This window comes from Nonomuraea sp. 3-1Str, from assembly GCF_031570565.1.
In the GTDB taxonomy this organism is placed as follows: domain Bacteria; phylum Actinomycetota; class Actinomycetes; order Streptosporangiales; family Streptosporangiaceae; genus Nonomuraea.
The window spans coordinates 24110-46288 of sequence record NZ_JALHBK010000005.1 but is presented as its reverse complement, the minus strand read 5'-3'; the positions used below and the strand labels follow the sequence as shown (position 1 = coordinate 46288).

The window sequence follows — 22179 nt, the reverse complement described above, 5'->3', positions numbered from 1 at the left end:
GCCACTCCAGAGAGGTGTACGGAACCGTTTCGTACACCATAGCCCTCCACGTCTGCGCGCGCGATCTTCGGGGACCCGGCGCGGCGCCGCGGCCTCAGCTCTCCAGGCGGTGGCGGGCATGGCGCTCCTCGCGGCGGGCGACCTCCAGCCGCTGCTCGCTCTCCCGCAGCCGCTTCTGCGCCTTGGCCAGCTTGCGCTCCAGCCGCGCCGCCTTCTCCGCGCGCTTGTCGTGCTCCCGTACGGCCTCGGCCAGCGCGTCGCGCCACTCCAGGTAGGCCGCCTCCGTTTCGACCCGCTCCTGCGCCTTGCGCGCCTCCCGCGCGGCCCGCGCCTCGGCCTGCTGCCTGGCCCGCTCCTCGGCCGCCGCCTTACGCTGCGCCCGACTCTCTTCGGGCGCCCTGCGCTCCGCCCGGCTCTCTTCGGGCGCCTCCCGGTCCGCCCGTTCCCCTTCATGGCTCCTGCGGTCCGCGCGGCCCTCGCCGGACGCCTCCGGCGACCCGGCGCCGGCCGCCGGCGCCGGGCGAGCGGCGGGAGCCGGGGCCGGGGCGAAGCCGCTGTACTCCAGGGGCCGGACCAGGCGCCCCCGCCGCACCTCGTCCGCCGCGCCCTCGTCCACCACGGCGGCGTCCAGCGTCCGGTCCACCTCCGCCGCGGCGGCCGCCGACAGCCCGGCGTCCTCCTTGACCAGCCGGGCGACCCGCTCCGAGACCGCGCCGCGCCGCCGGGTGACCTCGGTGAGCGCGCCCGCGTCGTGCGCCTCCCAGGCCCGCCGCAGCTCCTCCCCCACCGCCAGCAGCTCGCGCAGATCGTCCGCGTGCTCGCGGACGGCCCGGTTCACGGCCCAGGCCGAGACCGTGGGCTTGCGCAGGCGCCCGATCGCGCGCGACAGCCGTACGTCGCCCGCGTCCTTGGCCGCCCGGGCCTCGGCGGCGCGCGCGGCGGTGAACTCGGACGGCGGCAGGCCGTAGAGCCGGTCGGCCACCTCGTCAAGATCCACACCAGTGAGATACCCCACATGACCGGGTTTGTAGCGCATAGTGGAGGCAAGGCCAGCCGAACGGAGTCTCCTCGTGTTCGAGCGTTTCACCGATCGCGCGCGCAAGGTGGTCGTCCTCGCCCAGGAAGAGGCGCGGATGCTGAACCACCACTACATCGGCACCGAGCACATCCTGCTCGGCATCCTGCACGAGGGCGACGACGTCGCGGCGCGGGCGCTCGCGAGCTGCGGGGTGGAGCTGGGGCCGGTGCGCCGGTTCGTGGAGCAGGAGGTGGGGCGCGGCGCCAAGGGGCCCACCGGGCACATCCCGTTCACTCCGCGGGCCAAGAAGGTGCTGGAGCTGTCGTTGCGGGAGGCGCTCCAGCTCCGGCACCACTACATCGGCACGGAGCACATCCTGCTCGGCCTCGTGCGGGAGGGGGAGGGGCTGGCGTCGCAGGCGCTCGTGGCGGCGGGGGCGCCCCTGCAGCAGGTACGGGACCGCGTCATCACGCTGATCACGGCGGGGCCGAGGGACAGGCCGGGCGAGGAGTACTACCCGACGGGCGGCCCGGCGGTGGCCGAGCGGCTGACGCGGATCGAGGAGAGCCTGGAGCGCATCGAGCGCCATCTCGGCATCCCGCGCGCGCCCGGGGACACCGGCGAGCTCCCCGCCGGTGGCCCCACCGAGGTGCCCGGCGTGGATGCCGGCGAGGATGCCGGTGAGGAGCCCCGCGCCGAGGGGTCAGGTTGAGACCATCGCGCCCACGGGCAGCCGCGACTCCAGCACGCCCGGGTCCTCGGTGTAGGTGATCGAGGCGCCGAGCGACAGCATGAGCCGCCGCATGCGGACGTTGTCCGAGAGCATGGTCGCCCGCACCTCGGCGTACCCGAGGTCGCGCGCCGCCCGGATCAGCGCCCTGGCCATCGCCGAGCCCAGACCGCGCCCCTGCCAGCGGTCCTCGACCAGGAAGGCCATCTCGGCGATGCCGGGGTCGGAGGTGAACATCAGGTTGGCCATGGCCACGACCTGCCCGTCGTGGCCGCCCACGAGCGAGTGACCGCGGCTGCGGTCGCACAGCGTGTCGAACATGCGCGGCGGCAGCGCCGGCATCGAGGTGAAGTAGCGGAACCGGCGGGCCTCGGGCGAGCACCTGTCGTGCAGGTCGCGGACGGCCTCACGGTAGATGGAGGTGAGCGGGCGGATGGCGACCTCGACGCCCTCGGCCAGCTTCACGGAGCGGTCGCCGGAGCCCTGCTCCGCCGGCGGCTGGGCCAGCCGGGCGAAGGAGGCGGCGCGGGCGGCCTCGGTGAGCGTGAACGGCAGCTCGGCGCGGCGCAGCCGTACGGCGCGGCGGGGCGCCACGGGCACGACGAGCTGGGTGGGGTCGGGAAGATCACTCACGGCCTCACCATAGATCCACCGGGCGTCGTCCGCGCGCAGCAGCTCGGCCAGCAGCTCGGGCAGGCGCCACGGCATGGAGCGCAGCCGGGAGGCCAGCAGCAGGGCCCGGGTGGGTTCGTCGGTCAGCTCGTGCGCGGTCGCCGGGACGACCTGGACGCGGCGGCCGCCGGCCGCCTCCAGGGCCTCGCGCACGGTCTCGGGGCCGGCGGGGATGTCGGCGACGAACTCGTCCACCGTGCCGTCGGCGTCGGACTGGACGCTCAGGCCCAGGATGTTGCCGCCCCTGTCGGCCAGGGCGGCGGCCAGTGAGGCGAGTCGTCCCGGCCGCTCGTCCACCGTGGTGCGGATGCGCAAGAATCCCATGGGCATCAGCATGACGGGGCCCTGTTACGCAGCCGCTACCGTCGCGTTTCATGTAGCAAGATATGCGCCTATGAACGCACATGTTCTGGTTTCGCCGGTCTTGCCGGTTTTGACGATTGTTGGCGGAGGCCGTCCCGGACGCCTCCGAGGCGGACGGGCCGGGGAGGGCCGATGACGACGCTGTTCCGAGGCGGGCGGGTGTTCACCGCGACCGGCGGGTTCGCTGAGGCCGTGCTGGTGCGTGACGGGCTCGTCGCCGCCGTCGGCGCCGAGCGCGACCTGGCCCGTGAGGCGGGTCCCCACGAGACCGTGGACCTGGAGGGCGGCCTGCTGACGCCCGGGTTCACGGACGCGCACATCCACCCGGTGCAGGCGGGGCTGGAGCGCTCGAAGTGCGACCTGTCCGAGGTGTACGGACTCGACGCGTACCGAGCCAAGATCTCCGACTATGCCGCGAAAAATCAGGACAAGGAGTGGATCGACGGGGGCGGCTGGGACATGTCCGCCTTCCCGGGCGGCCTCCCCCACCGCACCCAGCTCGACTTCGTCGGCCGCCCCGTCTACCTGATCCAGCGCGACCATCACGCGGCCTGGGTCAGCACCCGCGCCCTGGAGCTGGCGGGCGTCACCCGCGACACCCCCGACCCGGCCGACGGCCGCATCGAGCGCGACGCCGACGGCACACCCAGCGGCGTGCTGCACGAGGGGGCGATGGACCTCGTGGGCCTGCTCACCCCCCGCCCGACCGCCGCCGACCTCGACGCGGCGCTGGCCGACGCCCAGCGGCACCTGTTCTCCCTCGGCGTCACCGGCTGGCAGGACGCGATCGTCGGCTCCTACGCGGGCTCGGACGACCAGCTTCCCACGTACCTGTCGGCGGCCCGCTCCGGCACGCTGCGGGCGCGCGTGGTGGGCGCACTGTGGTGGGACCGCACGCGCGGCGCCGACCAGATCGCGGAGCTGGTCGAGCGGCGGGCCTCCGCCGAGGGCCTGGAGCGGTTCGCCGCCACCTCCGTCAAGATCATGCAGGACGGCATCACCGAGAACTTCACCGCCGCCACGCTGGAGCCGTACTGCCTGTGCGGCGGCACGGGCCTGTCGTACGTGGACCCCGGCAAGCTCAAGGAGTACGTCGCCGAGCTGGACCGGCTCGGCTTCCAGGTGCACTTCCACGCCATCGGCGAGCGGGCGGTGCGCGAGGCGCTCGACAGCTTCGAGGGCACCGACCCGGCCAACCGGCACCACATCGCGCACCTGCAGATCATCGAGCCGTCCGACGTGCCGCGCTTCGCCCGGCTCGGCGTCGCGGCCAACCTGCAGCCGCTGTGGGCCACGCACCACGCCCAGATGGACGAGCTGACGCTGCCGTTCCTGGGCGAGCCGCGCTCGTCGTGGCAGTACCCGTTCGCCGACCTGCTGGCGCACGGCACCCGGGTCTGCGCGGGCAGCGACTGGCCCGTGTCGGACGCCGACCCGCTGCAGGGCATGCACGTCGCGGTCAACCGCACGGAGCCGGGCGGCTCGGTGCACGCCGGCTACCCGACCGCGGGGACGCCGTTCCTGCCGGGACAGCGCCTGGACCTGGCCACGGCGATGACCGCGTACACGGCCGGGTCGGCCTGGATCAACCGCTCCCCCGCCGGGGTGATCGAGCCGGGCCGCCCGGCGGACCTCGTCGTGCTCGACCGCGACCCGTTCGCGCTGCCCGCCGAGGAGATCTGGACGACCCGGGTGGCTCGGACGTTCGTGGACGGTGAGCAGGTCTACCGGCGAGCGGGCTCCTGAACCAGAGGGTTCTCACGCCGAAGGGCCCCGGCGTACTGCCGGGGCCCTTCGAGGCACGTCATGCCGCGCGGACGTGATGTCCCGTCCTGCCGGCCCCGCAGGCGGAGCCGAGCGGGACTACCAGGGGGACCTGTTGTTGCGCAGGCGCTCGAGCGCCTCCTCGAGGATGGCCTTGCCGTCCTTGTCGCTCCTGCGCTCCTTCACGTAGGCCAGGTGCGTCTTGTACGGCTCGTTCTTGGGCGGGGCAGGCGGGGCCTGCTCGTCCTGTCCTGCCGGGAGGCCGCAGCGCGGGCAGTCCCAGGTCTCGGGGACCGCCGCGTCACTGGCGAAGCTGGGGCGCGTCTCGTGCATGTTCGCGCACCAGAACGAGACCCGCACTCTCGGAGCTGCCTCACCGCGCTCGGCCTCCCCCATCGGGCCGGCGCCGACACGGCTGCCACGGATCGCGTTGCCACTACCCACGGATGAACTCCTCGCTCGATCGCCCCGCGGGACACGGGGGGAGAATCACTGTCACGCGCCGAATCGCTACGGCTTCAGCAGCAGGCCGAGCGCGATGATGCAGACGAACCAGATCACGCCCGTGATGACCGTCAGCCGGTCAAGGTTGCGCTCCACCACGGACGAGCCGCCGAAACTCGACGAGAAACCTCCGCCGAACATGTCCGACAGACCGCCACCCTTGCCCTTGTGGAGCAGCACGAGCAGGACCATGAGACAGCTCGCCAGGATGAGGGCGATGGAGATTCCGATTTCCACGGTATGCCTGTTCCTTCAGTGCTCTGTGACGCGTGACGATTCAAACTTGCCTCTAGAGGGTACGACTTGCTGTCAAGTCGCGCCCCAGGAACGGCTCAGCTAGCCGGGCATATCGGAAAAACGGCAGATCTTGACGAACTCGCCGGCGTCGATGCTGGCACCGCCCACCAGAGCGCCGTCGACGTCGGACTGCGCCATGATGCCGGCGATGTTGCCCGACTTCACCGATCCTCCGTACAGGATACGGACACCTGAGGCCACTTCGTCGTCGTACAGCTCAGCGAGTCGCCCGCGCAGGGCCGAGCAGACCTCCTGCGCGTCCTCCGGCGTCGCGACCTCGCCGGTGCCGATCGCCCACACCGGCTCGTAGGCCACCACGATCGACTTGACCTGCTCGGCGGTGACCTTGCGCAGCGCGCCCTCCAGCTGAGCCAGGGTGTGCGCCACGTGGCCGCCCTCCCTGCGGACCTCCAGCCCCTCGCCCACGCACAGGATCGGCGTCAGCGAGTGGCGGTAGGCGGCGTGCACCTTGGCGTTGACGAGGTCGTCGTCCTCGCGGTGGTGCTCGCGCCGCTCGGAGTGGCCGATCACCGCGAAGGTGCAGCCGAGCTTGGCCAGCATCGCCCCGGAGATCTCCCCGGTGTAGGCGCCCGCGTCGTGCCGGGACAGGTCCTGCGCGCCGTACACGATGCGCAGCTTGTCGCCGTCCACGAGCGTCTGCACGCTGCGCAGGTCCGTGAACGGCGGCAGGACGGCGACCTCGACCTTGTCGAAGTCCTTGTCGCCGAGCGCGAAGGCGAGCTTCTGCACCAGGGCGATGGCCTCGAGGTGGTTGAGGTTCATCTTCCAGTTGCCCGCGATGAGCGGCTTGCGGCCGGCCCCCGAGGGGCGGTCACCCTGTCGCGTCACTCCGCATCCTCCAGGGCGGCGAGTCCGGGAAGGGTCTTGCCCTCCAGGTATTCGAGGCTGGCCCCGCCACCGGTGGAGATGTGGGAGAAGCCGTCCTCGGGGAGGCCGAGCCGGCGCACGGCCGCGGCCGAGTCACCGCCGCCGACCACGGTGAAGGCGTCGGAGCCGATGAGCGCCTCCGCCACCGCGCGCGTGCCGCCCGAGAACGCGTCGAACTCGAACACGCCCATCGGGCCGTTCCAGAAGACGGTCCGGGCGTCGGCCAGCTTGCCCGCGAACAGCTCGCGGGTCTTCGGGCCGATGTCGAGCCCCTGCCGGTCGGCCGGGATCGCGGTCGCCTCGACGACGTCGTGGGGCGCGTCCTTGCCGAACTCGGTCGCCGCCAGCACGTCCACCGGCAGCACCAGCTCGACGTCGCGCTCGGCCGCCTGGTCCAGGAAGCCGCGCACCTGGTCGAGCTGGTCCTCCTGCAGCAGCGACTGGCCGACCTCGTGGCCCTGGGCCTTGAGGAAGGTGTAGGCCATGCCGCCGCCGATGAGCAGCCGGTCGACCCTGGTGAGCAGGCTGGCGATGACGCCCAGCTTGTCGGACACCTTGGCGCCGCCCAGCACCACCACGTACGGCCGCTCGGCGTGCTCGGTGAGGCGCTTGAGCACCTCGACCTCGGCCACGACGAGCCCGCCCGCCGCGTGCGGCAGCAGCCGGGGCACGTCGTAGACGCTGGCGTGCTTGCGGTGCACCGCGCCGAAGCCGTCACCGACGTACAGCTCCGCCAGGCCGGCCAGCTTCGCGGCGAACTCGCCGCGCGCCTGGTCGTCCTTGGACTCCTCGCCCGGCTCGTACCGGAGGTTCTCCAGCAGGGCCACCTGGCCGTCCTGGAGCCCCGAGACGGTGGCCTGGGCGCTGTCGCCGACCACGTCGGTGGCGAACGCCACGTCCTGGCCGAGCAGCTCGCCCAGCCGCGCGGCGACCGGCTTCAGCGAGTACTTCGGCTCGGCCTTGCCCTTGGGTCGGCCGAGGTGGGCGCAGACGACGACCTTCGCGCCGCGCCCGGCCAGGGCCTGGATCGTCGGAACCGACGCTCTGATGCGGCCGTCGTCGGTGATCGTCTCACCGTCGAGAGGGACGTTGAGGTCGGCGCGCACGAGCACGCGCCGGCCCTTCACGTCGAGATCGTCGATCGTGCGCAACTGTGCTCCTTCCGCCGAGCGCGGCTCGGACGGTCCCGGGTGATGGATGTCTCGCTCAGCGCGGACCCGTCACAGGTCGGCGCCCACCAGCTCGATGAGGTCGGCCAGGCGGTTGGAGTAGCCCCACTCGTTGTCGTACCAGCCGACGACCTTGACCTGGTTGCCGATGACCTTGGTGAGGCCGGCGTCGAAGATGCAGGAGGCCGGGTCGGTCACGATGTCGGAGGAGACGATCTCGTCCTCGGTGTAGGTGAGGATGCCCTTGAGCGGGCCCTCGGCGGCGGCCTTGAGCGCGGCGTTGACCTCCTCGACGGTGACGTCGCGGCTGACGTCCACGGTCAGGTCGGTGGCCGAGCCGGTGGGGATCGGCACGCGCATCGCGAACCCGTCGAGCTTGCCCTTCAGCTCCGGCAGCACCAGGCCGATGGCCTTGGCGGCGCCGGTGGAGGTGGGCACCACGTTGAGCGCGGCGGCGCGGGCGCGGCGCAGGTCCTTGTGCGGGCCGTCCTGCAGGTTCTGGTCCTGCGTGTAGGCGTGGATGGTGGTCATCAGACCCTTCTCGATGGTGAAGGTGTCGTGGAGGACCTTGGCCAGCGGAGCCAGGCAGTTGGTGGTGCAGGACGCGTTGGAGATGATCGTGTGGTTGGCCGGGTCATAGGAGTCGTGGTTGACGCCCATGACGATGGTGACGTCCTCGTTCTTGGCCGGGGCCGAGATGATGACCTTCTTGGCGCCGTTGTCGGCGTGCACCTTGGCCTTGGCGGCGTCGGTGAACAGGCCGGTCGACTCGAGCACGACGTCCACGCCCAGGTCGCCCCAGGGCAGCTTGGCCGGGTCGCGCTCCTCGAAGACCTTGATGGCCTTGCCGTCGACGGTGATCTCGTCGCTGGTCGCCTTCACCTCGTACGGCAGGCGGCCCAGGATGCTGTCGTACTTCAGCAGGTGGGCGAGCGTGGCGTTGTCGGTCAGGTCGTTGACCGCAACGATCTCGATGTCCTTGCCGCCGGCGGCGACCGCACGCCAGAAGTTACGACCGATGCGGCCGAAGCCGTTGACGCCTACGCGGATGCTCACGGGAACCGATCTCCTCGTACGTGATGCGGGCTGAAACCTCAACCCCCAACCCTATCGGACCTAAATTGGTTTAGACCACTGCAACCCCCGGCCTGCGTATCACCATTCCGGAGGCGTGATTTGCAGCGTTCGAGTAAAGTGCCCGACTCGTTGGTGTAAATTCGGGCATTCTCTGGGGGCTGAGATGTCACAACGCAGGTCCGGCCTGCTGTCCGGCCTGATCGTGGGCTTCGTCGCGATGATCATCGGAGCGGCGGGATACGCGGCCATGGCAACGTTCTATTACCGCCTGCCCTACGAGGTGCGCTGGTTCGCAGGGGACCCGACCTTCGCCTTCCCCGTCGCCTGCTGCCTCCTGGCCGGGCTGATCCTCGGTCTCGCCATGTGGACCGTTCGGCCGCGCAGCCTGCTCCTTCCGCTGCTGCTGGTGCTCTACGCCTTCGGGGTCCGCGCGATCGGCGGCGTCGCCGGCTCCATGGGCTTCGTCGTCGAGCGCGGGTTCCCCCTGTCCTCCCTCGACGAGCAGCTCGTCTTCGGCGCGCAGGGCGTGTGGCTGGCCATCCGGTCGTCCTGGCACTTCTGGGCCGCCGTCGCGGCCGCGGCCGTGCCCGCGTTCCTGCTGTCGCTCGTACGGGTCGTGCGGGTGCGCCGGCGGTGGCGGGCCGAGGACGGGGCGGCCTCCCACCGCAGGCGTGGCGGCGGCGAGCCGGTGGCGGACGCGACGGAGCCCGAGCCGGAGTACCGGGCGCCGTTCGAGCCGCTCCAGCCGCCCAAGCCGGCGCCCACCGCCACGACGGCCAACCTCTTCACTCCCCGCGACCCCGTCCAGGACTGACCGCCCCGGCCGCCTCACGTTGACGCGCTCGCCCCGCGAGGCGGGGCCGCGCACACGGCGCCCACACACCCGGCCCGCGCCCCGGCGGACACACTCCCAGGGTGTTCAGTGCCTACGGGTCCCGGACGCGCCTCCAGGGCCTTCAGGCGCGGACCGCGACCGCGCGGGCATGCCTTCAGGGGCCTCCCGGGCGCGGGTCGCGGGTGGCCGCGCCTCAGGGGCCTCCCGGGCGCGGGTCGTGGGTGCCGTGCCTCAGGGGGCGAGCATGTCGACCGTGAGGTTGGCCTCGGTGTTGGGGACGCCGAGGTCGGAGGCGCGCTTGTCGGCCATGGCCAGCAGCCGCCGGATCCGGCCCGCGATCGCGTCCTTGGTCAGCGGCGGGTCGGCGATCTGCCCCAGCTCCTCCAGCGACGCCTGCTTGTGCTCCACCCGCAGCCGCCCGGCCACCACCAGGTGCTCCGGCGCCTCGTCACCCAGGATCTCCAGGGCCCGCTGCACCCGGGCGCCCGCCGCCACGGCGGCGCGGGCCGAGCGCCGGAGGTTGGCGTCGTCGAAGTTGGCCAGCCGGTTGGCGGTGGCGCGCACCTCGCGGCGCATGCGGCGCTCCTCCCAGGCCAGCACACTGTCGTGCGCGCCGAGCCGGGTGAGCAGCGCGCTGATGGCGTCACCGTCGCGCACCACGACCCGGTCCACGCCGCGTACCTCGCGCGCCTTGGCATGGATCTTCAGCCGCCGGGCGGAGCCGACCAGCGCCAGCGCCGCCTCCGGACCCGGGCAGGTGACCTCCAGCGACATCGACCGGCCCGGCTCGGTGAGCGAGCCATGTGCCAGGAAGGCCCCTCGCCAGGCCGCCTCGGCGTCGCAGGCCGCCCCCGCGACGACCTGGCGCGGCAGCCCGCGCACGGGCCGCCCGTGGTTGTCGATCAGCCCCGTCTGCCGGGCGAGCGCCTCACCGTCGCGGTAGACGCGCACGACGTACCGTGATCCCTTGCGCAGGCCGGCCGGCGCCAGCACGAGGACCTCCGCCTTGTGGCCGAACACCTCGCCGATGTCCTTGATCAGCCGCCGCGCGGTGGCGTTGGTGTCGAGCTCCGCCTCGATCACGATGCGCCCGCCCACCAGGTGCAGGCCGCTGGCGAACCGCAGCAGCGTGGACACCTCGGCCTTGCGACAGCAAGGCTTCAGCACCGGCAGTCGGCTCAGCTCGTCCTTGACCACACCCGTCATCGCCATAAGCGTTAGTCCTCCCCCATTCAGACCGGCTCCCAGCAGTCTCTCGCACCTTCGCACCCCGCCGACCAGGATCAACGCTTCTGGAGGAAAATCTCGTCCAGGACGGAGGCAAGACGTCGTGGGTCATGCCGGGGCGAGCCGTCGGCGGCGGCCACGTCGGCCAGCACGAGACGACCGCCGAGCGCGGCGGCCGCCTTCTCCAGCGCGTCGAGGTCGTCGACCATGCCCGTGTCGGCCAGGACGACGTCCACCATGAGCTCGGGCGCGTGCTGCCTGAGCACCTCCAGGTGCTGCTGGGGGGAGAAGTCGTCGGTCTCGCCCGCCTGCGGGGCGAGGTTGAGCGTGACCAGCCGCCTGGCCCGGGTCTCGTGCAGGGCCCTGGCCAGCTCGGGCACCTTCAGGTGCGGCAGCACGCTGGTGAACCACGACCCCGGCCCGAACACCACCCAGTCGGCCTCCAGGACCGCCTCGATGGCCTCCGGCCGGGCGGGAGGATCCTCGGGGACCAGGGAGATCGCCTGCACGCGCCCGGGGGTGAGAGCGCACGCCACCTGGCCGCGCACGGTCGAGGTGACGCCGTCGAGCTCCACCTCGGCGACGATGTCGAGCGGCACCGAGGCCATCGGCAGCACCCGTCCGCTGGCTCCCAGCAGCCGCCCCACCCAGTCGAGGCCGGCCACGGGATCGCCGAGCAGCTCCCAGAGCGCCACGATGAGGAGGTTGCCGACGGCGTGGCCGTGCAGGTCCCCCTCGCTGCGGAAGCGGTGCTGGACCACCTCGCTCCAGGTGATGCCCCACTCGTCGTCGCCGCACAGCGCGGCCAGCGCCATGCGCAGGTCGCCGGGCGGCAGGACGCCGAGCTCGCGCCGCAGGCGGCCGCTGGAGCCGCCGTCGTCGGCCACGGTCACGACGGCCGTGAGCGTGTCGGTCACGGCCCGCAACGCGGACAGGGAGGCGTACAGGCCGTGCCCGCCGCCGAGGGCCACGACACGCGGCCCTCGAGGCCGGTCCTCGCCCGCCGTCACCCCACTCGCGGACGCCCCGCTCCGAGACACCCCACTCACCGGTGCCCCACTCGCCTGTGCCCCACTCGCGGACGCCTCACTCCGAGGCACCGCACTCGCGGACACCCCGTCTGCGGACGCCCCGCTCCGGGACGACTCACCAGCGGTCGACAGGTTCACAGATGACGCCTGGACCGACGAGGCGGCTGCGGAAGATGCGGCTACGGACGACGCGTCCGGGGACGGAACACCCTGGTCCTGGTGGTCATCGGTCACTCCCGCCCCACATCCCGATGGCTCACCTGGACCTCCATCCCGCGGTCGCGCAGGCGGCCCGCGACCTGCTCGGCCATGGCGACGCTGCGGTGCTTGCCGCCCGTGCAGCCCACCGCCAGCGTCGCATAGCTCTTGCCCTCGCGGGCATAGCCGGCCGCGACCACCTTCAGGACCTCCTCGTACGCGTCGAGGAACTCCTTGGCGCCGGGCTGGCCCAGCACGTACTCGCGGACCGGCGCGTCCAGCCCGTTCATCGGCCGCAGCTCGGGCACCCAGTGCGGGTTGGGCAGGAACCGGCAGTCGACCACGAGGTCGGCGTCGACCGGCAGGCCGTACTTGAAGCCGAAGGACACCACGTTGACCCGCAGCCCGGGACGGTCCTCGCCGCCGAAGAAGGCGACGATCTTGTTGCGGAGCTCGTGCACGTTGTGGGAGGAGGTGTCGATCACGAGGTCGGCGTTGGCCCGCACCTCGCGCAGGATGCCGCGCTCCCGGGTGATGCCGTCGACGAGCCTGCCCTCGCCCTGCAACGGGTGCGGGCGGCGGACGTTCTCGAAGCGGCGGACCAGCTCCTCGTCGCTGGCCTCCAGGAACACCACGCGCACGCGTACGCCGCGGCCTTCGAGCTCCTCGATGGCGGCGTTGAGGTCGGTGGTGAAGGCGAGGCTGCGCACGTCGACCACGGCCGCCACCTTGTCGGCGGCGAGCTTGACCTTGCCGGCCTCCTCGGCCATGGCGAACAGCAGGCCCGGCGGCAGGTTGTCGATGACGAACCAGCCGAGGTCCTCCAGCGCCTTGGCCGCGGTGCTGCGTCCCGCCCCGGACATGCCGGTGACGATGACGAACGCGGGCTCCCTGCTCTCGGCCACGCCCCGCTCCACGGCGGCTGCCGCGGCCGCGGCGACCTGGGCCGCCGGGCCCTCCGGAACGCCCTCGGCCGCCCCACCACTCGGGCGTGCCGCGCCCGGCTGCTCGTTGTCTTCGGCGGCGCTCATCGTCTCACTCCGTTCGGCCGCTCGGTCGGTCAGGCCCACCGGCTTCGCCCGGCGCCGTGACGGCTGCCCCGCCCCCGGCGGCGCCGTTCAGGGCGCCGACACCCTCACCGGCACGCGTGCCGGTGACGGCGGCGTCGCCGGCGGCCCGCTGTGCGGGCGCCGCCTCGCTGGTGGTCACGGGTGACTCCCCCTTCAGCGTCGATGCGATCACCTCCGCGGTCGACCGGCCGATGCCGGGGACCTCGCAGATCTCCGCCACGGTGGCCTCGCGCAGCCGTTTGACGGAGCCGAAGTGCTTGAGCAGCGCCTGCCTCCGTGCCGGGCCGAGACCCGGCACGCTGTCGAGCGCGCTCTCCTTCACGGTCCTGGACCTCTTGGACCGATGGTAGGTGATGGCGAACCGGTGCGCCTCGTCACGGACACGTTGCAGCAGGTAGAGCCCCTCGCTGGAGCGCGGCAAGATGACCGGCTGGTCGTCGCCGGGCAGCCACACCTCCTCCAGCCGCTTGGCCAGGCCGCACACGGCGACGTCGTCGATGCCGAGCTCGTCGAGCGCCCGCTGCGCGGCGGCGGCCTGGGGGCCGGCGCCGTCGACGACGACGAGGTTGGGCGGGTAGGCGAACTTGCGCGGCTTGCCGGTCTCGGGGTCGATGAGGCCGTGGGCCTCGTCGTCGGCGGCCAGCTCGCCGGTGGCCGAGCGCTCCTCCAGGTAGCGGCGGAACCTCCGCATGATCACCTCGTGGATCGAGGCGACGTCGCCCTCCTTGGTCTTGACGGCGAAGCGGCGGTACTCGCTCTTGCGGGCCAGGCCGTCCTCGAAGACGACCATCGAGGCCACGACGTTCTCACCCTGGAGGTGGGAGACGTCGTAGCACTCGACGCGCAGGGGCGCCTGGTCGAGGCCGAGCGCGTCGGCGATCTCCTGGAGCGCCTTGCTGCGCGTGGTCAGGTCACTGGCGCGGCGGATCTTGTGCTGGGCGAGCGACTCCATGGCGTTGCGCCCGACGGTCTCCAGCAGCGACTTCTTGTCGCCGCGCTGCGGCACCCGTACCTCGACCCGGGCCTTGCGCTGCTCGGACAGCAGCTCGGCGACCGCTGCCGCGTCGGGCGGCAGCTCGGGCACGAGCACCTCGCGGGGCATCGAGTCCGGGCTCGCCTCGCCGTACATCTGCAGCAGGAACTGCTCGACCAGCTCGCCCGGCGAGGTCTCCTCGACCTTGTCGACGACCCAGCCGCGCTGGCCGCGGATGCGTCCGCCGCGCACGTAGAAGACCTGGACGGCGGCTTCGAGCGGGTCCTCGGCCAGGGCGATGACGTCGGCGTCGGTGCCCTCGCCGAGCACGACCGCCTGCTTCTCCAGGGCGCGCTGGAGCGCCTGGATGTCGTCGCGCAGGCGCGCGGCGCGTTCGTACTCCTGCTCGCCGGCGGCCTCGCGCATCTCCTTCTCCAGCCGCTTGATGAAGCGACCGGTGTTGCCGGCCATGAAGTCGCAGAAGTCCTCGGCGAGCGCGCGGTGCTCCTCGGGGGTGACGCGGCCGACGCACGGCGCGGAGCACTTGTCGATGTAGCCGAGCAGGCAGGGCCGACCGATCTGCCCGGCCCGCTTGAACACCCCGGCGCTGCACGTGCGCACCGGGAAGACGCGCAGCAGCAGGTCGACGGTCTCGCGGATGGCCCAGGCGTGGGAGTAGGGGCCGAAGTAGCGGGTGCCCTTGCGCTTGGCGCCGCGCATCACCTGGACGCGCGGGAAGTCGTCGCCCATGGTGACGGCGAGGTACGGGTAGGACTTGTCGTCGCGGTACTTGACGTTGAAGCGGGGGTCGAACTCCTTGATCCAGGAGTATTCGAGCTGCAGCGCCTCGACCTCGGTGCCGACGACGGTCCAGTCGACGTCGGCCGCCGTGGTCAGCATCGTCTGGGTGCGCGGGTGCAGGGCGGAGAAGTCGGCGAAGTACGAGTTGAGCCGCTGCCGCAGGCTCTTGGCCTTGCCGACGTAGATCACCCGGCCGTGCGCGTCCCTGAACCGGTAGACCCCCGGGGACTCCGGGATGGACCCGGGCCGGGGCCGGAAACTCAAGGAGGTGCCCGCTGATCTCGCCACGTTCAAAGACTAACGGCCCCCACCGACAGACCCCGCCGCCGACCGACCGGTCCCGGGCCGCCGGGGCGAAGGGCATGGGTTTGGCCCCGCACAGGCGCCTCGCGGGTGTGGCGTGGGCCCGGCGAGGGACCTGTGCGGGGCCGTACGGAACGGGTCAGGCCAGGGTGATCTGGTCGCCCTCCACCTTGATCTGCTTCTCGGGAAGCGGCTCCGTGGCCGGCCCGTCGGCGACCGCGCCGTCCTGCACCTTGAACTTGCTGCCGTGGCACGGGCAGTCGATCAGCCCGTCGGCCACCTTGTTCACCGTGCAGCCCTTGTGGGTGCAGATCGCGCTGAACGCCTTGAACTGGCCCGCCGTGGGCTGCGTCACCACGATCTTCTGCTCCTTGAAGACCGTGCCTCCGCCCACCGGGATGTCGGCCGTCTTGGCCAGGGCGCCGCCCGCGGACGAGCCGGTGCTCCCGGCACTCGGCTGCCCGCTTCCGCTCGTGGACGGCGCGCCGGTCTCGGTGCCGGTGGACGTGCCGCTCTCGCCGCCACAGGCGGTCAGCGCCAGCGCGAGGCCACCGACGCCCACTCCCGCGATCACCGCTCTGCGACTCTGAAGGTCTTCTGCCATGGGTCCCACCCAACCGCACTCAGGTGAGAAAAGCATGAAAGTTGAATCAAGCGAGCATGATCTTATCGCCGTCCACCTTGATCTTCTTCTCGGCGAGCGGCCGGCCCGCGGGGCCGTCCGCCACGGATCCGTCCTCGATCTTGAACTTGCTGCCGTGGCAGGGGCAGTTGATCGTGCCGTTCGAGACGCTGGCCACCGTGCACCCGGCATGGGTGCATACCGCTGTGAAGGCCCTGAACTCGCCGTCCTGCGGCTGGGTGACGACGATCTTCTGGCTCTCGAAGACCTTCCCGCCCCCCGAAGGGATGTCGGCGGTGTCGGCGAGCGTCTTGCCGCCGCCCGTCGTCTTCTCCTTCTTCTTCGTCGGCTCCGCGGACGAAGAAGACTCGTCGGCCTGGGGTTCCTCCTCGGCGGGCGGCAGGCTGCCCTGGGTGGCAGGGTCGCCGTAGCTGGCGCAGGCGGTCAGAACCGCGGCCAGTCCGGCGCCGCCGGCTCCCAGTACAACCGCCCGGCGCGTCGTATCGGTCATGGTGCGTTCCTCCAGGTTCGGGTCTCATCCCCAGGTACGGCGTCACCCGCCGACCGGTTCAGCGTCACGTACGCCGATCGGGAGAACCACGCACAATTACCGGTTCGGACGCACCCGCAGGGGTGAACGCTCAGACGACGACGATGCCGTCGCCCTCGACCTTGACCTGGTACGCCGCGAGGGGCGCGGTGGCGGGCCCCTTGAGGCACTTGCCGGTGTCGGCGGCGAACTCGCTGCCGTGGCAGGGGCACGTCATGACGGAGTCCTGCGGCGAGCCGACGGAGCAGCCGCGATGCGGGCAGATCGCGCTGAACGCCTTGAAGACGCCCTCGGCGGGCTGCGTGATCATGATCTTCCACTGCTCCACGAAGGTGCCGCCGCCGACCGGCACGTCGGCCGTCCTGGCGAGGACCTGCCCCTTGATGCTCTGCGCCGGGGCCGTCTCCGCGCCGCCGGCGCCGCAGCCGGCGAGCGCCAGCCCGCACACGGCCGCCCCCGCCACGCCGATCGCCTGACGACGTCCCACCGCGTCCCCGCGCGACTCCTCGATCGCGGGCATGGCGAAGCCCCGCTCCGAACCCCTCATGTGCTGCCGACCCTTCCGCGTCGCCGCCGACCCCCCGCAGGTCAGGTCCCCTGAAGACCGTGCTCCTGCGCGTTCATCACTGTAGGGGCGGTGGGCGTCGGTCCCGTCAGCGGGTGGTGCGCGATCGGTCAGCGGCACCGGCGAACCTACCGCCATGACCGTTCTCAGCGACTCGCCCGAGCCCTCTTCCCCGCCGCCGGGCCACCTCCCCTCCGCCGGGTCCCCGCCGCCGCGGGCCGGCGCGCGTCCTCGCTGGTGGCGGCGGCCGTGGGTGGCGCCGCTGGCCGTGATCGCGCTGGCGTTCGTGGCGTTCTCACTGCCGCCGTACGTCTCGTTCGACCCGTCGCTGTCGCGGGTGCCCGCGCCGGCGTTCTTCCCGCCCCACTACGTGGTGCTGTCGCTGCACGTGGTGTTCGGCTCGGTGGCGATGCTGACGTGCTGCCTGCAGATCTGGCCGTGGTTCAGGGAGCGCCATCCGCGGGCGCACCGGCTGGTCGGCAGGGTGTACGTGTTCGGCGGCTGCCTGCCGGCGGGACTGATGGGCCTGGTGGCGGGCCTGGCCACGCCCTTCGGGCACGTGATCCGGGTCAGCAATGTGCTGCTCGCGCTGCTGTGGCTGGGCTGCACGATCGCCGGATGGCGGATGGCCCGGCGGCGCCGGTTCGTGGAGCACCGCAGGTGGATGGTGCGCAGCTTCGCCCTCACCATGTCGATCATCACGAACCGCATCTACGGCGTGGTGCTGGTCATGCTCCTGCAGCCGGAGCTGGAGACCACCTTCCACGGCGACCAGGCGTTGCTGACTCAGACGGCGGCGGGCCTGGGGGGATGGCTCGGCTGGGTGCTGCCGCTGCTGGTGGCTGAGTGGTGGCTGGAGCGCGGCGACGCCAGGCGCCGCGCCCGCCGCCGCGCCGCCGCGCGCCCGTCCTCCGCGGCCTGACCGGCCAGGGGCCGGTACTGCCTGACCGGCCGGGATCGCCCGCCGCGGGCTAGAGCTGGAGGATCTTGCGGAGGAAGCGGCCCGTGTGACTCTCCTCGACCACGGCGATCTCCTCGGGCGTGCCCGTGGCGACCAGCGTGCCGCCCCGGGAGCCGCCCTCCGGCCCCATGTCGATGATCCAGTCGGCGGTCTTGATGACGTCGAGGTTGTGCTCGATGACGATCACGGTGTTGCCGCCGTCGACCAGCCGGCCGAGGACGCCGAGCAGCCTGCGGATGTCCTCGAAGTGCAGGCCCGTGGTCGGCTCGTCGAGGACGTAGATCGTCCGCCCGGTCTGCCGCCGCTGGAGCTCCGAGGCGAGCTTGACCCGCTGCGCCTCGCCGCCGGACAACGTGGTGGCGGGCTGGCCGAGCCGGACGTAGCCGAGGCCGACGTCGTGCAGCGTCTGCAGGTGCCGCTTGATCGCCGGGATCGCGTCGAAGAAGGCGAGCGCCTCCTCGATCGGCATGTCCAGGACCTCGGAGATGGTCTTGCCCTTGTAGTGGACCTCCAGCGTCTCCCGGTTGTAGCGGGCGCCGTGGCAGACCTCGCAGGGGACGTAGACGTCCGGCAGGAAGTTCATCTCGATCTTGATGGTGCCGTCGCCCGCGCACGCCTCGCACCGGCCGCCCTTGACGTTGAAGCTGAAGCGGCCGGGCTGGTAGCCGCGGACCTTCGCCTCGGTGGTGGCCGCGAACAGCTTGCGTACGTGGTCGAACACGCCGGTGTAGGTGGCGGGGTTGGAGCGCGGGGTGCGCCCGATCGGCGACTGGTCGACGTGGACGACCTTGTCGACGTGGTCCATGCCGTTGATCCGGGAGTGGCGGCCGGGCACCGTGCGGGCGCCGTGCAGCTCCTTGGCCAGGGCGGCGTACAGGATGTCGTTGACCAGCGTCGACTTGCCCGACCCGGACACGCCGGTGACGGCGGTGAACAGGCCCAGCGGGAAGTCGATGTCGACGCCCTTGAGGTTGTGCTCGCGGGCGCCCTTGACCGTGATCTGCCGCTTGCGGTCGCGCTTGCGGCGCTGGTCCGGGATGGCGATGCTGCGGCGGCCGGACAGGTACTGGCCGGTCAGCGACTCCTCGCTGGTCAGCAGGTCCTGGACGGTGCCGGAGACGACGACCTGACCGCCGTGCTCGCCGGCGCCCGGCCCGATGTCGACCACCCAGTCGGCGGCGGCGATGGTGTCCTCGTCGTGCTCGACGACGATCAGGGTGTTGCCCATGTCCCGCAGCCGGACCAGCGTGTCGAGCAGCCGCATGTTGTCGCGCTGGTGCAGGCCGATCGAGGGCTCGTCCAGGACGTACAGGACGCCCACGAGACCGGAGCCGATCTGCGTGGCCAGCCGGATGCGCTGCGCCTCGCCGCCCGCCAGGGTGGCGGCGGCGCGGTCCATGGTGAGGTAGTCGAGGCCGACGTCGAGCAGGAAGCCCAGGCGGGCGTTGATCTCCTTGACGACCCGCTCGGCGATCTGCATGTCACGGTCGGACAGCTTGAGCTCGGACAGGAAGGCCGCGCACTCGCCGATCGACATGGCCGACACCGCGGCGATCGACTGGCCGGAGACGGTCACGGCCATCGAGACCGGCTTGAGCCTGGCCCCCTTGCAGGCGGGGCAGGGGATCTCCCGCATGTAGCCCTCGAACCGCTCGCGGGTCGCGTCGCTCTCGGCCTCGGCGTGCCGGCGCTGCACCCACGGGATGACGCCCTCGTAGGCGGTGTAGTAGGAGCGCTGGCGGCCGTAGCGGTTGCTGTAGCGGACATGGACCTGCTCGTCGTGGCCGAACAACAGCGCCTTCTGGGCCTTCTTCGGCAGCTTCTCCCAGGCGGTGTCGAGCGTGAAGCCCATGGTGTGGCCGAGCGCCTCGACCAGCCGGACGAAGTACTCGCTGGTGTGGCCGCCCGACCAGGGGTGCAGGGCGCCCTCGCGCAGCGTGCGCTCGGGGTCGGGGACGACCAGCTCCGGGTCGACCTCCATCTTGGTGCCGAGGCCGGTGCACTCGGGGCAGGCGCCGAACGGGGAGTTGAACGAGAACGAGCGGGGCTCCAGCTCCTCGAACGACAGGTCGTCGTACGGGCAGTAGAGGTGCTCGGAGTAGAACCGCTCGCGGCCGGGGTCGTCGTCGGGCAGGTCGACGAAGTCGAGGGTGATCGTGCCGCCGGACAGCTGCAGCGCGGTCTCGACCGAGTCGGTGAGCCGCCGCCGCGACGACTCCTTGACCGACAGGCGGTCGACGATCACCTCGATGTCGTGCTTCTCGTACTTCTTCAGCGTCGGCGGCTCCTCCAGGCGCACGACGGTGCCGTCGACCCGCGCCCGGGCGAAGCCCTTGGTCTGCAGCTCGCGGAACAGCTCGGTGTACTCGCCCTTGCGGCCGCGGATGACCGGGGCGAGCACCTGGAAGCGGGTGCCCTCCTCCAGGTCCATCACCCGGTCGACGATCTGCTGCGGCATCTGCCGCGCGATCGGGCGGGAGCAGACCGGGCAGTGCGGCTTGCCGATGCGCGCCCACAGCAGCCGCAGGTAGTCGTAGACCTCCGTGATCGTGCCGACCGTGGAGCGGGGGTTCTTGCTGGTGGCCTTCTGGTCGATCGACACCGCGGGCGACAGGCCCTCGATGAAGTCGACGTCGGGCTTGTCCATCTGGCCGAGGAACTGGCGGGCGTAGGCCGAGAGCGACTCGACGTAGCGTCGCTGGCCCTCAGCGAAGATCGTGTCGAAGGCCAGGCTCGACTTGCCCGAACCGGACAGGCCGGTGAAGACGATCAGAGCGTCTCGCGGCAGGTCAAGCGAGACGTCCTTGAGGTTGTGTTCGCGCGCACCACGCACGATGAGGCGGTCTGCCACGGCGATCCCGATGTCAAGAAGGCGGATAGGTCCACGGGGATGGTAGACGGGGGCACCGACAATTTCGGGCGGCCCGTTTGCCGCCCCCGAAAATCCGTCCCTCTCAGATTACGGCCTGCTCCCACCTCAGCAGGTGGCCTTCCGATGTCAACGTCATGACCTGCCCTTTTATGCCTGCCGCCCGGCCCGCCGCAACAGGTGCTGAAATATGTGGCATGACGGTAGTGGTGACCTTACGGAGTGAGCTGGCCTCGGCGACCTCCGCGCTCCTGAACACCGTGGCGGCGCTCGGCGACCCTGACGTGGCCGCGCCGTCCCGTCTGCCCGGGTGGACGCGCGGCCACGTCCTCGCCCATCTGGCCAGGAACGCCGACGGGCTCGTCAACCTGCTGACCTGGGCCAGGACGGGCGTGCGCGTCCCGCAGTACGGCAGCGCCGCCGCCCGGGACGCCGAGATCGAGGCCGGCGCCGACCGGACGGCCGCCGAGCACCTGGCCGACCTCCAGGAGAGCGCGGCCCGCATGGACGCCGTGATCGAGAACCTGCCGGAGGAGGCGTGGCGGGCCCCGGTGGAGGGGATGCGCCCGCCGCCGCACCCGGCCTGGTACGTGCTGGTCCGGCGGATCCGCGAGCTGGGCATGCACCACGTGGACCTCGGGGCGGGGTACGGCCCCGCGGACTGGAGCGAGCGGTTCGTCCGGCGGGAACTGCGCGACTGCCTGCGGACATGGCCGCACGACAGCAGCACGGTCGGCGGGATCCGCCTGCTGGACGTGCCGGACGGCGGGGCGCGGGACCTCCCGGCAGTCTGGCGCGACCTCGGCGAGGGCCCGGTCGTGGAGGGCCGGCCGGCGGACATGCTGGCCTGGCTGACAGGCAGATCAACGGGCGAGGGGGTTAGGGTGGTGTTGCTGGAGGGGCGGTCGTCCGCGCCCGGCACGGCGGACCCGCAGGTTCCCGCGGCACCGCCGTGGCTGACGATGCCCGCCCCGGCTGACCTGCCCGCGACGCCCCCGGAGGACTACCCATGACGTACACAGGCGACGTCCAGGTCGGCGGTCCGGCCGATGTGCGCGAGCTGCCCAAGCTGACGATCAGCAAGCTCGCCGTCGGACCGTACGACAACAACGCCTACCTGCTGCGCTGCGCCGAGACCGGCGACGGGCTCCTCATCGACGCGGCGGCGGAGGCGGACCGGCTGCTCGCGCTGGTGTCCGACCAGCCGCTGAGCTCCATCGTGACGACGCACCAGCACGGCGACCACTGGCAGGCCCTGGAGCAGATGGTCAAGGTGACGGGCGCCCAGGTGATCGCGCATCCGCTGGACGCGCCGGCCCTGCCGGTGCCGGTGGACCGCGAGGTCGAGCACGGCGACCGGATCACGGTCGGCGTCGTGACGTTGGAGGTGATCCACCTGCGCGGCCACACGCCCGGCTCGATCGCGCTGCTGTACGACGGCGGGGGCACGGAGAAGCACTCGGAGAAGCACCTGTTCACGGGCGACTCGCTGTTCCCCGGCGGCGTGGGCAACACGTGGAAGGACCCCGAGCGCTTCGCGCAGCTCTACGCCGACGTGGTCGAGCGGATCTTCGATCGGCTGCCGGACGAGACGTGGGTCTACCCGGGCCACGGCAAGGACACGACGCTGGGGGCCGAGCGGCCCTCACTGCCGGCGTGGAAGGCCCGCGGCTGGTGAAGCGCGGGCGGGTG

Annotated in this window: 20 protein-coding genes and 1 pseudogene; 6 read left to right on the top strand and 15 right to left on the bottom strand. The window is 71.9% G+C overall.

Features of this window, described 5'->3' with window-relative positions:
• Window positions 1–94: 94 nt before the first annotated feature.
• Window positions 95–997 (bottom strand): hypothetical protein, encoded by a 903-nt coding sequence (locus tag MTP10_RS10740; RefSeq protein WP_310708923.1) that lies wholly within the window; start codon window positions 995–997, stop codon window positions 95–97.
• Window positions 998–1070: 73 nt separating this feature from the next.
• On the opposite strand from MTP10_RS10740, the pseudogene MTP10_RS10735 reads away from it, so the two are divergent.
• Window positions 1071–1496, top strand: a pseudogene (locus MTP10_RS10735) (Clp protease N-terminal domain-containing protein); the annotation flags it as partial.
• Between the two features lie 225 nt (window positions 1497–1721).
• On the opposite strand, the gene MTP10_RS10730 reads toward MTP10_RS10735, so the two are convergent.
• Window positions 1722–2744 (bottom strand): GNAT family N-acetyltransferase, encoded by a 1023-nt coding sequence (locus tag MTP10_RS10730; protein ID WP_310708922.1) that lies wholly within the window; start codon window positions 2742–2744, stop codon window positions 1722–1724.
• Window positions 2745–2915: 171 nt separating this feature from the next.
• On the opposite strand from MTP10_RS10730, the gene MTP10_RS10725 reads away from it, so the two are divergent.
• Window positions 2916–4529 carry an amidohydrolase gene (locus MTP10_RS10725; RefSeq protein ID WP_310708921.1) on the top strand — a complete coding sequence of 538 codons (1614 nt, stop codon included), beginning with the start codon at window positions 2916–2918 and terminating at the stop codon, window positions 4527–4529.
• A 117-nt stretch (window positions 4530–4646) separates the two neighbouring features.
• Here the strand turns inward: MTP10_RS10725 and MTP10_RS10720 are convergent, their stop codons facing one another.
• From MTP10_RS10720 to gap, 5 genes are all read right to left on the bottom strand, one after another.
• The gene (locus MTP10_RS10720; RefSeq protein ID WP_310708920.1) at window positions 4647–4991 is read right to left on the bottom strand and encodes an RNA polymerase-binding protein RbpA; all 345 of its coding nucleotides are present in this window, start codon (window positions 4989–4991) and stop codon (window positions 4647–4649) included.
• A gap of 66 nt (window positions 4992–5057) precedes the next feature.
• Entirely contained in the window at window positions 5058–5288 is a 231-nt protein-coding gene (gene secG / locus MTP10_RS10715) for a preprotein translocase subunit SecG (RefSeq protein ID WP_310708919.1), read from the bottom strand.
• 99 nt (window positions 5289–5387) lie between these two features.
• Window positions 5388–6197 carry a triose-phosphate isomerase gene (gene tpiA / locus MTP10_RS10710; protein WP_310708918.1) on the bottom strand — a complete coding sequence of 270 codons (810 nt, stop codon included), beginning with the start codon at window positions 6195–6197 and terminating at the stop codon, window positions 5388–5390.
• Window positions 6194–7387 (bottom strand): phosphoglycerate kinase, encoded by a 1194-nt coding sequence (locus tag MTP10_RS10705; protein WP_310708917.1) that lies wholly within the window; start codon window positions 7385–7387, stop codon window positions 6194–6196. The genes tpiA and MTP10_RS10705 overlap by 4 nt, the downstream gene beginning before the upstream one ends.
• Before the next feature lie 69 nt (window positions 7388–7456).
• Window positions 7457–8461 (bottom strand): type I glyceraldehyde-3-phosphate dehydrogenase, encoded by a 1005-nt coding sequence (gene gap, locus MTP10_RS10700; protein ID WP_310708916.1) that lies wholly within the window; start codon window positions 8459–8461, stop codon window positions 7457–7459.
• A 184-nt stretch (window positions 8462–8645) separates the two neighbouring features.
• On the opposite strand from gap, the gene MTP10_RS10695 reads away from it, so the two are divergent.
• Window positions 8646–9296 carry a hypothetical protein gene (locus tag MTP10_RS10695; RefSeq protein WP_310708915.1) on the top strand — a complete coding sequence of 217 codons (651 nt, stop codon included), beginning with the start codon at window positions 8646–8648 and terminating at the stop codon, window positions 9294–9296.
• 252 nt (window positions 9297–9548) lie between these two features.
• Here the strand turns inward: MTP10_RS10695 and whiA are convergent, their stop codons facing one another.
• From whiA to MTP10_RS10660, 7 genes are all read right to left on the bottom strand, one after another.
• Entirely contained in the window at window positions 9549–10529 is a 981-nt protein-coding gene (gene whiA / locus MTP10_RS10690; protein WP_310708914.1) for a DNA-binding protein WhiA, read from the bottom strand.
• 71 nt (window positions 10530–10600) lie between these two features.
• Entirely contained in the window at window positions 10601–11554 is a 954-nt protein-coding gene (yvcK, locus tag MTP10_RS10685) for a uridine diphosphate-N-acetylglucosamine-binding protein YvcK (RefSeq protein WP_397334444.1), read from the bottom strand.
• 251 nt (window positions 11555–11805) lie between these two features.
• Entirely contained in the window at window positions 11806–12690 is an 885-nt protein-coding gene (rapZ, locus tag MTP10_RS10680) for an RNase adapter RapZ (RefSeq protein ID WP_397206278.1), read from the bottom strand.
• Window positions 12691–12808: 118 nt separating this feature from the next.
• On the bottom strand, window positions 12809–14881 hold the full coding sequence (gene uvrC, locus MTP10_RS10675; RefSeq protein ID WP_310709217.1) for an excinuclease ABC subunit UvrC: 2073 nt from the start codon (window positions 14879–14881) through the stop codon (window positions 12809–12811).
• Between the two features lie 178 nt (window positions 14882–15059).
• Complete coding sequence (locus MTP10_RS10670) at window positions 15060–15524, bottom strand: Rieske 2Fe-2S domain-containing protein (protein WP_310708911.1); 465 nt, start codon at window positions 15522–15524, stop codon at window positions 15060–15062.
• Between the two features lie 46 nt (window positions 15525–15570).
• Entirely contained in the window at window positions 15571–16053 is a 483-nt protein-coding gene (locus MTP10_RS10665) for a Rieske (2Fe-2S) protein (RefSeq protein ID WP_310708910.1), read from the bottom strand.
• A gap of 130 nt (window positions 16054–16183) precedes the next feature.
• The gene (locus tag MTP10_RS10660; protein WP_310708909.1) at window positions 16184–16639 is read right to left on the bottom strand and encodes a Rieske (2Fe-2S) protein; all 456 of its coding nucleotides are present in this window, start codon (window positions 16637–16639) and stop codon (window positions 16184–16186) included.
• Between the two features lie 154 nt (window positions 16640–16793).
• On the opposite strand from MTP10_RS10660, the gene MTP10_RS10655 reads away from it, so the two are divergent.
• Entirely contained in the window at window positions 16794–17579 is a 786-nt protein-coding gene (locus tag MTP10_RS10655; protein WP_310708908.1) for a DUF2306 domain-containing protein, read from the top strand.
• A 49-nt stretch (window positions 17580–17628) separates the two neighbouring features.
• Here the strand turns inward: MTP10_RS10655 and uvrA are convergent, their stop codons facing one another.
• Window positions 17629–20469, bottom strand: a complete 2841-nt coding sequence (uvrA, locus tag MTP10_RS10650; protein ID WP_310708907.1) for an excinuclease ABC subunit UvrA — start codon at window positions 20467–20469, stop codon at window positions 17629–17631.
• Window positions 20470–20684: 215 nt separating this feature from the next.
• Here uvrA and MTP10_RS10645 point away from each other — a divergent pair, with 215 nt between their 5' ends.
• Together MTP10_RS10645 and MTP10_RS10640 are read left to right on the top strand one after the other, a co-directional pair.
• Window positions 20685–21500, top strand: coding sequence for a maleylpyruvate isomerase family mycothiol-dependent enzyme (locus MTP10_RS10645; protein ID WP_310708906.1), 816 nt, complete (start codon window positions 20685–20687; stop codon window positions 21498–21500).
• Entirely contained in the window at window positions 21497–22165 is a 669-nt protein-coding gene (locus MTP10_RS10640) for an MBL fold metallo-hydrolase (RefSeq protein WP_310708905.1), read from the top strand. The genes MTP10_RS10645 and MTP10_RS10640 overlap by 4 nt, the downstream gene beginning before the upstream one ends.
• The last annotated feature ends 14 nt before the right edge of the window (window positions 22166–22179 follow it).

Coding starts and splice junctions, on each gene's coding strand:
- MTP10_RS10670 (WP_310708911.1), bottom strand. CDS start 15,524: ATGGCAGAAGACCTTCAGAGTCGCAGAGCGGTGATCGCGGGAGTGGGC.
- MTP10_RS10725 (WP_310708921.1), top strand. CDS start 2,916: ATGACGACGCTGTTCCGAGGCGGGCGGGTGTTCACCGCGACCGGCGGG.
- MTP10_RS10645 (WP_310708906.1), top strand. CDS start 20,685: ATGACGGTAGTGGTGACCTTACGGAGTGAGCTGGCCTCGGCGACCTCC.
- MTP10_RS10665 (WP_310708910.1), bottom strand. CDS start 16,053: ATGACCGATACGACGCGCCGGGCGGTTGTACTGGGAGCCGGCGGCGCC.
- MTP10_RS10640 (WP_310708905.1), top strand. CDS start 21,497: ATGACGTACACAGGCGACGTCCAGGTCGGCGGTCCGGCCGATGTGCGC.
- MTP10_RS10695 (WP_310708915.1), top strand. CDS start 8,646: ATGTCACAACGCAGGTCCGGCCTGCTGTCCGGCCTGATCGTGGGCTTC.
- MTP10_RS10730 (WP_310708922.1), bottom strand. CDS start 2,744: ATGGGATTCTTGCGCATCCGCACCACGGTGGACGAGCGGCCGGGACGA.
- whiA (WP_310708914.1), bottom strand. CDS start 10,529: ATGGCGATGACGGGTGTGGTCAAGGACGAGCTGAGCCGACTGCCGGTG.
- MTP10_RS10660 (WP_310708909.1), bottom strand. CDS start 16,639: ATGAGGGGTTCGGAGCGGGGCTTCGCCATGCCCGCGATCGAGGAGTCG.
- MTP10_RS10655 (WP_310708908.1), top strand. CDS start 16,794: ATGACCGTTCTCAGCGACTCGCCCGAGCCCTCTTCCCCGCCGCCGGGC.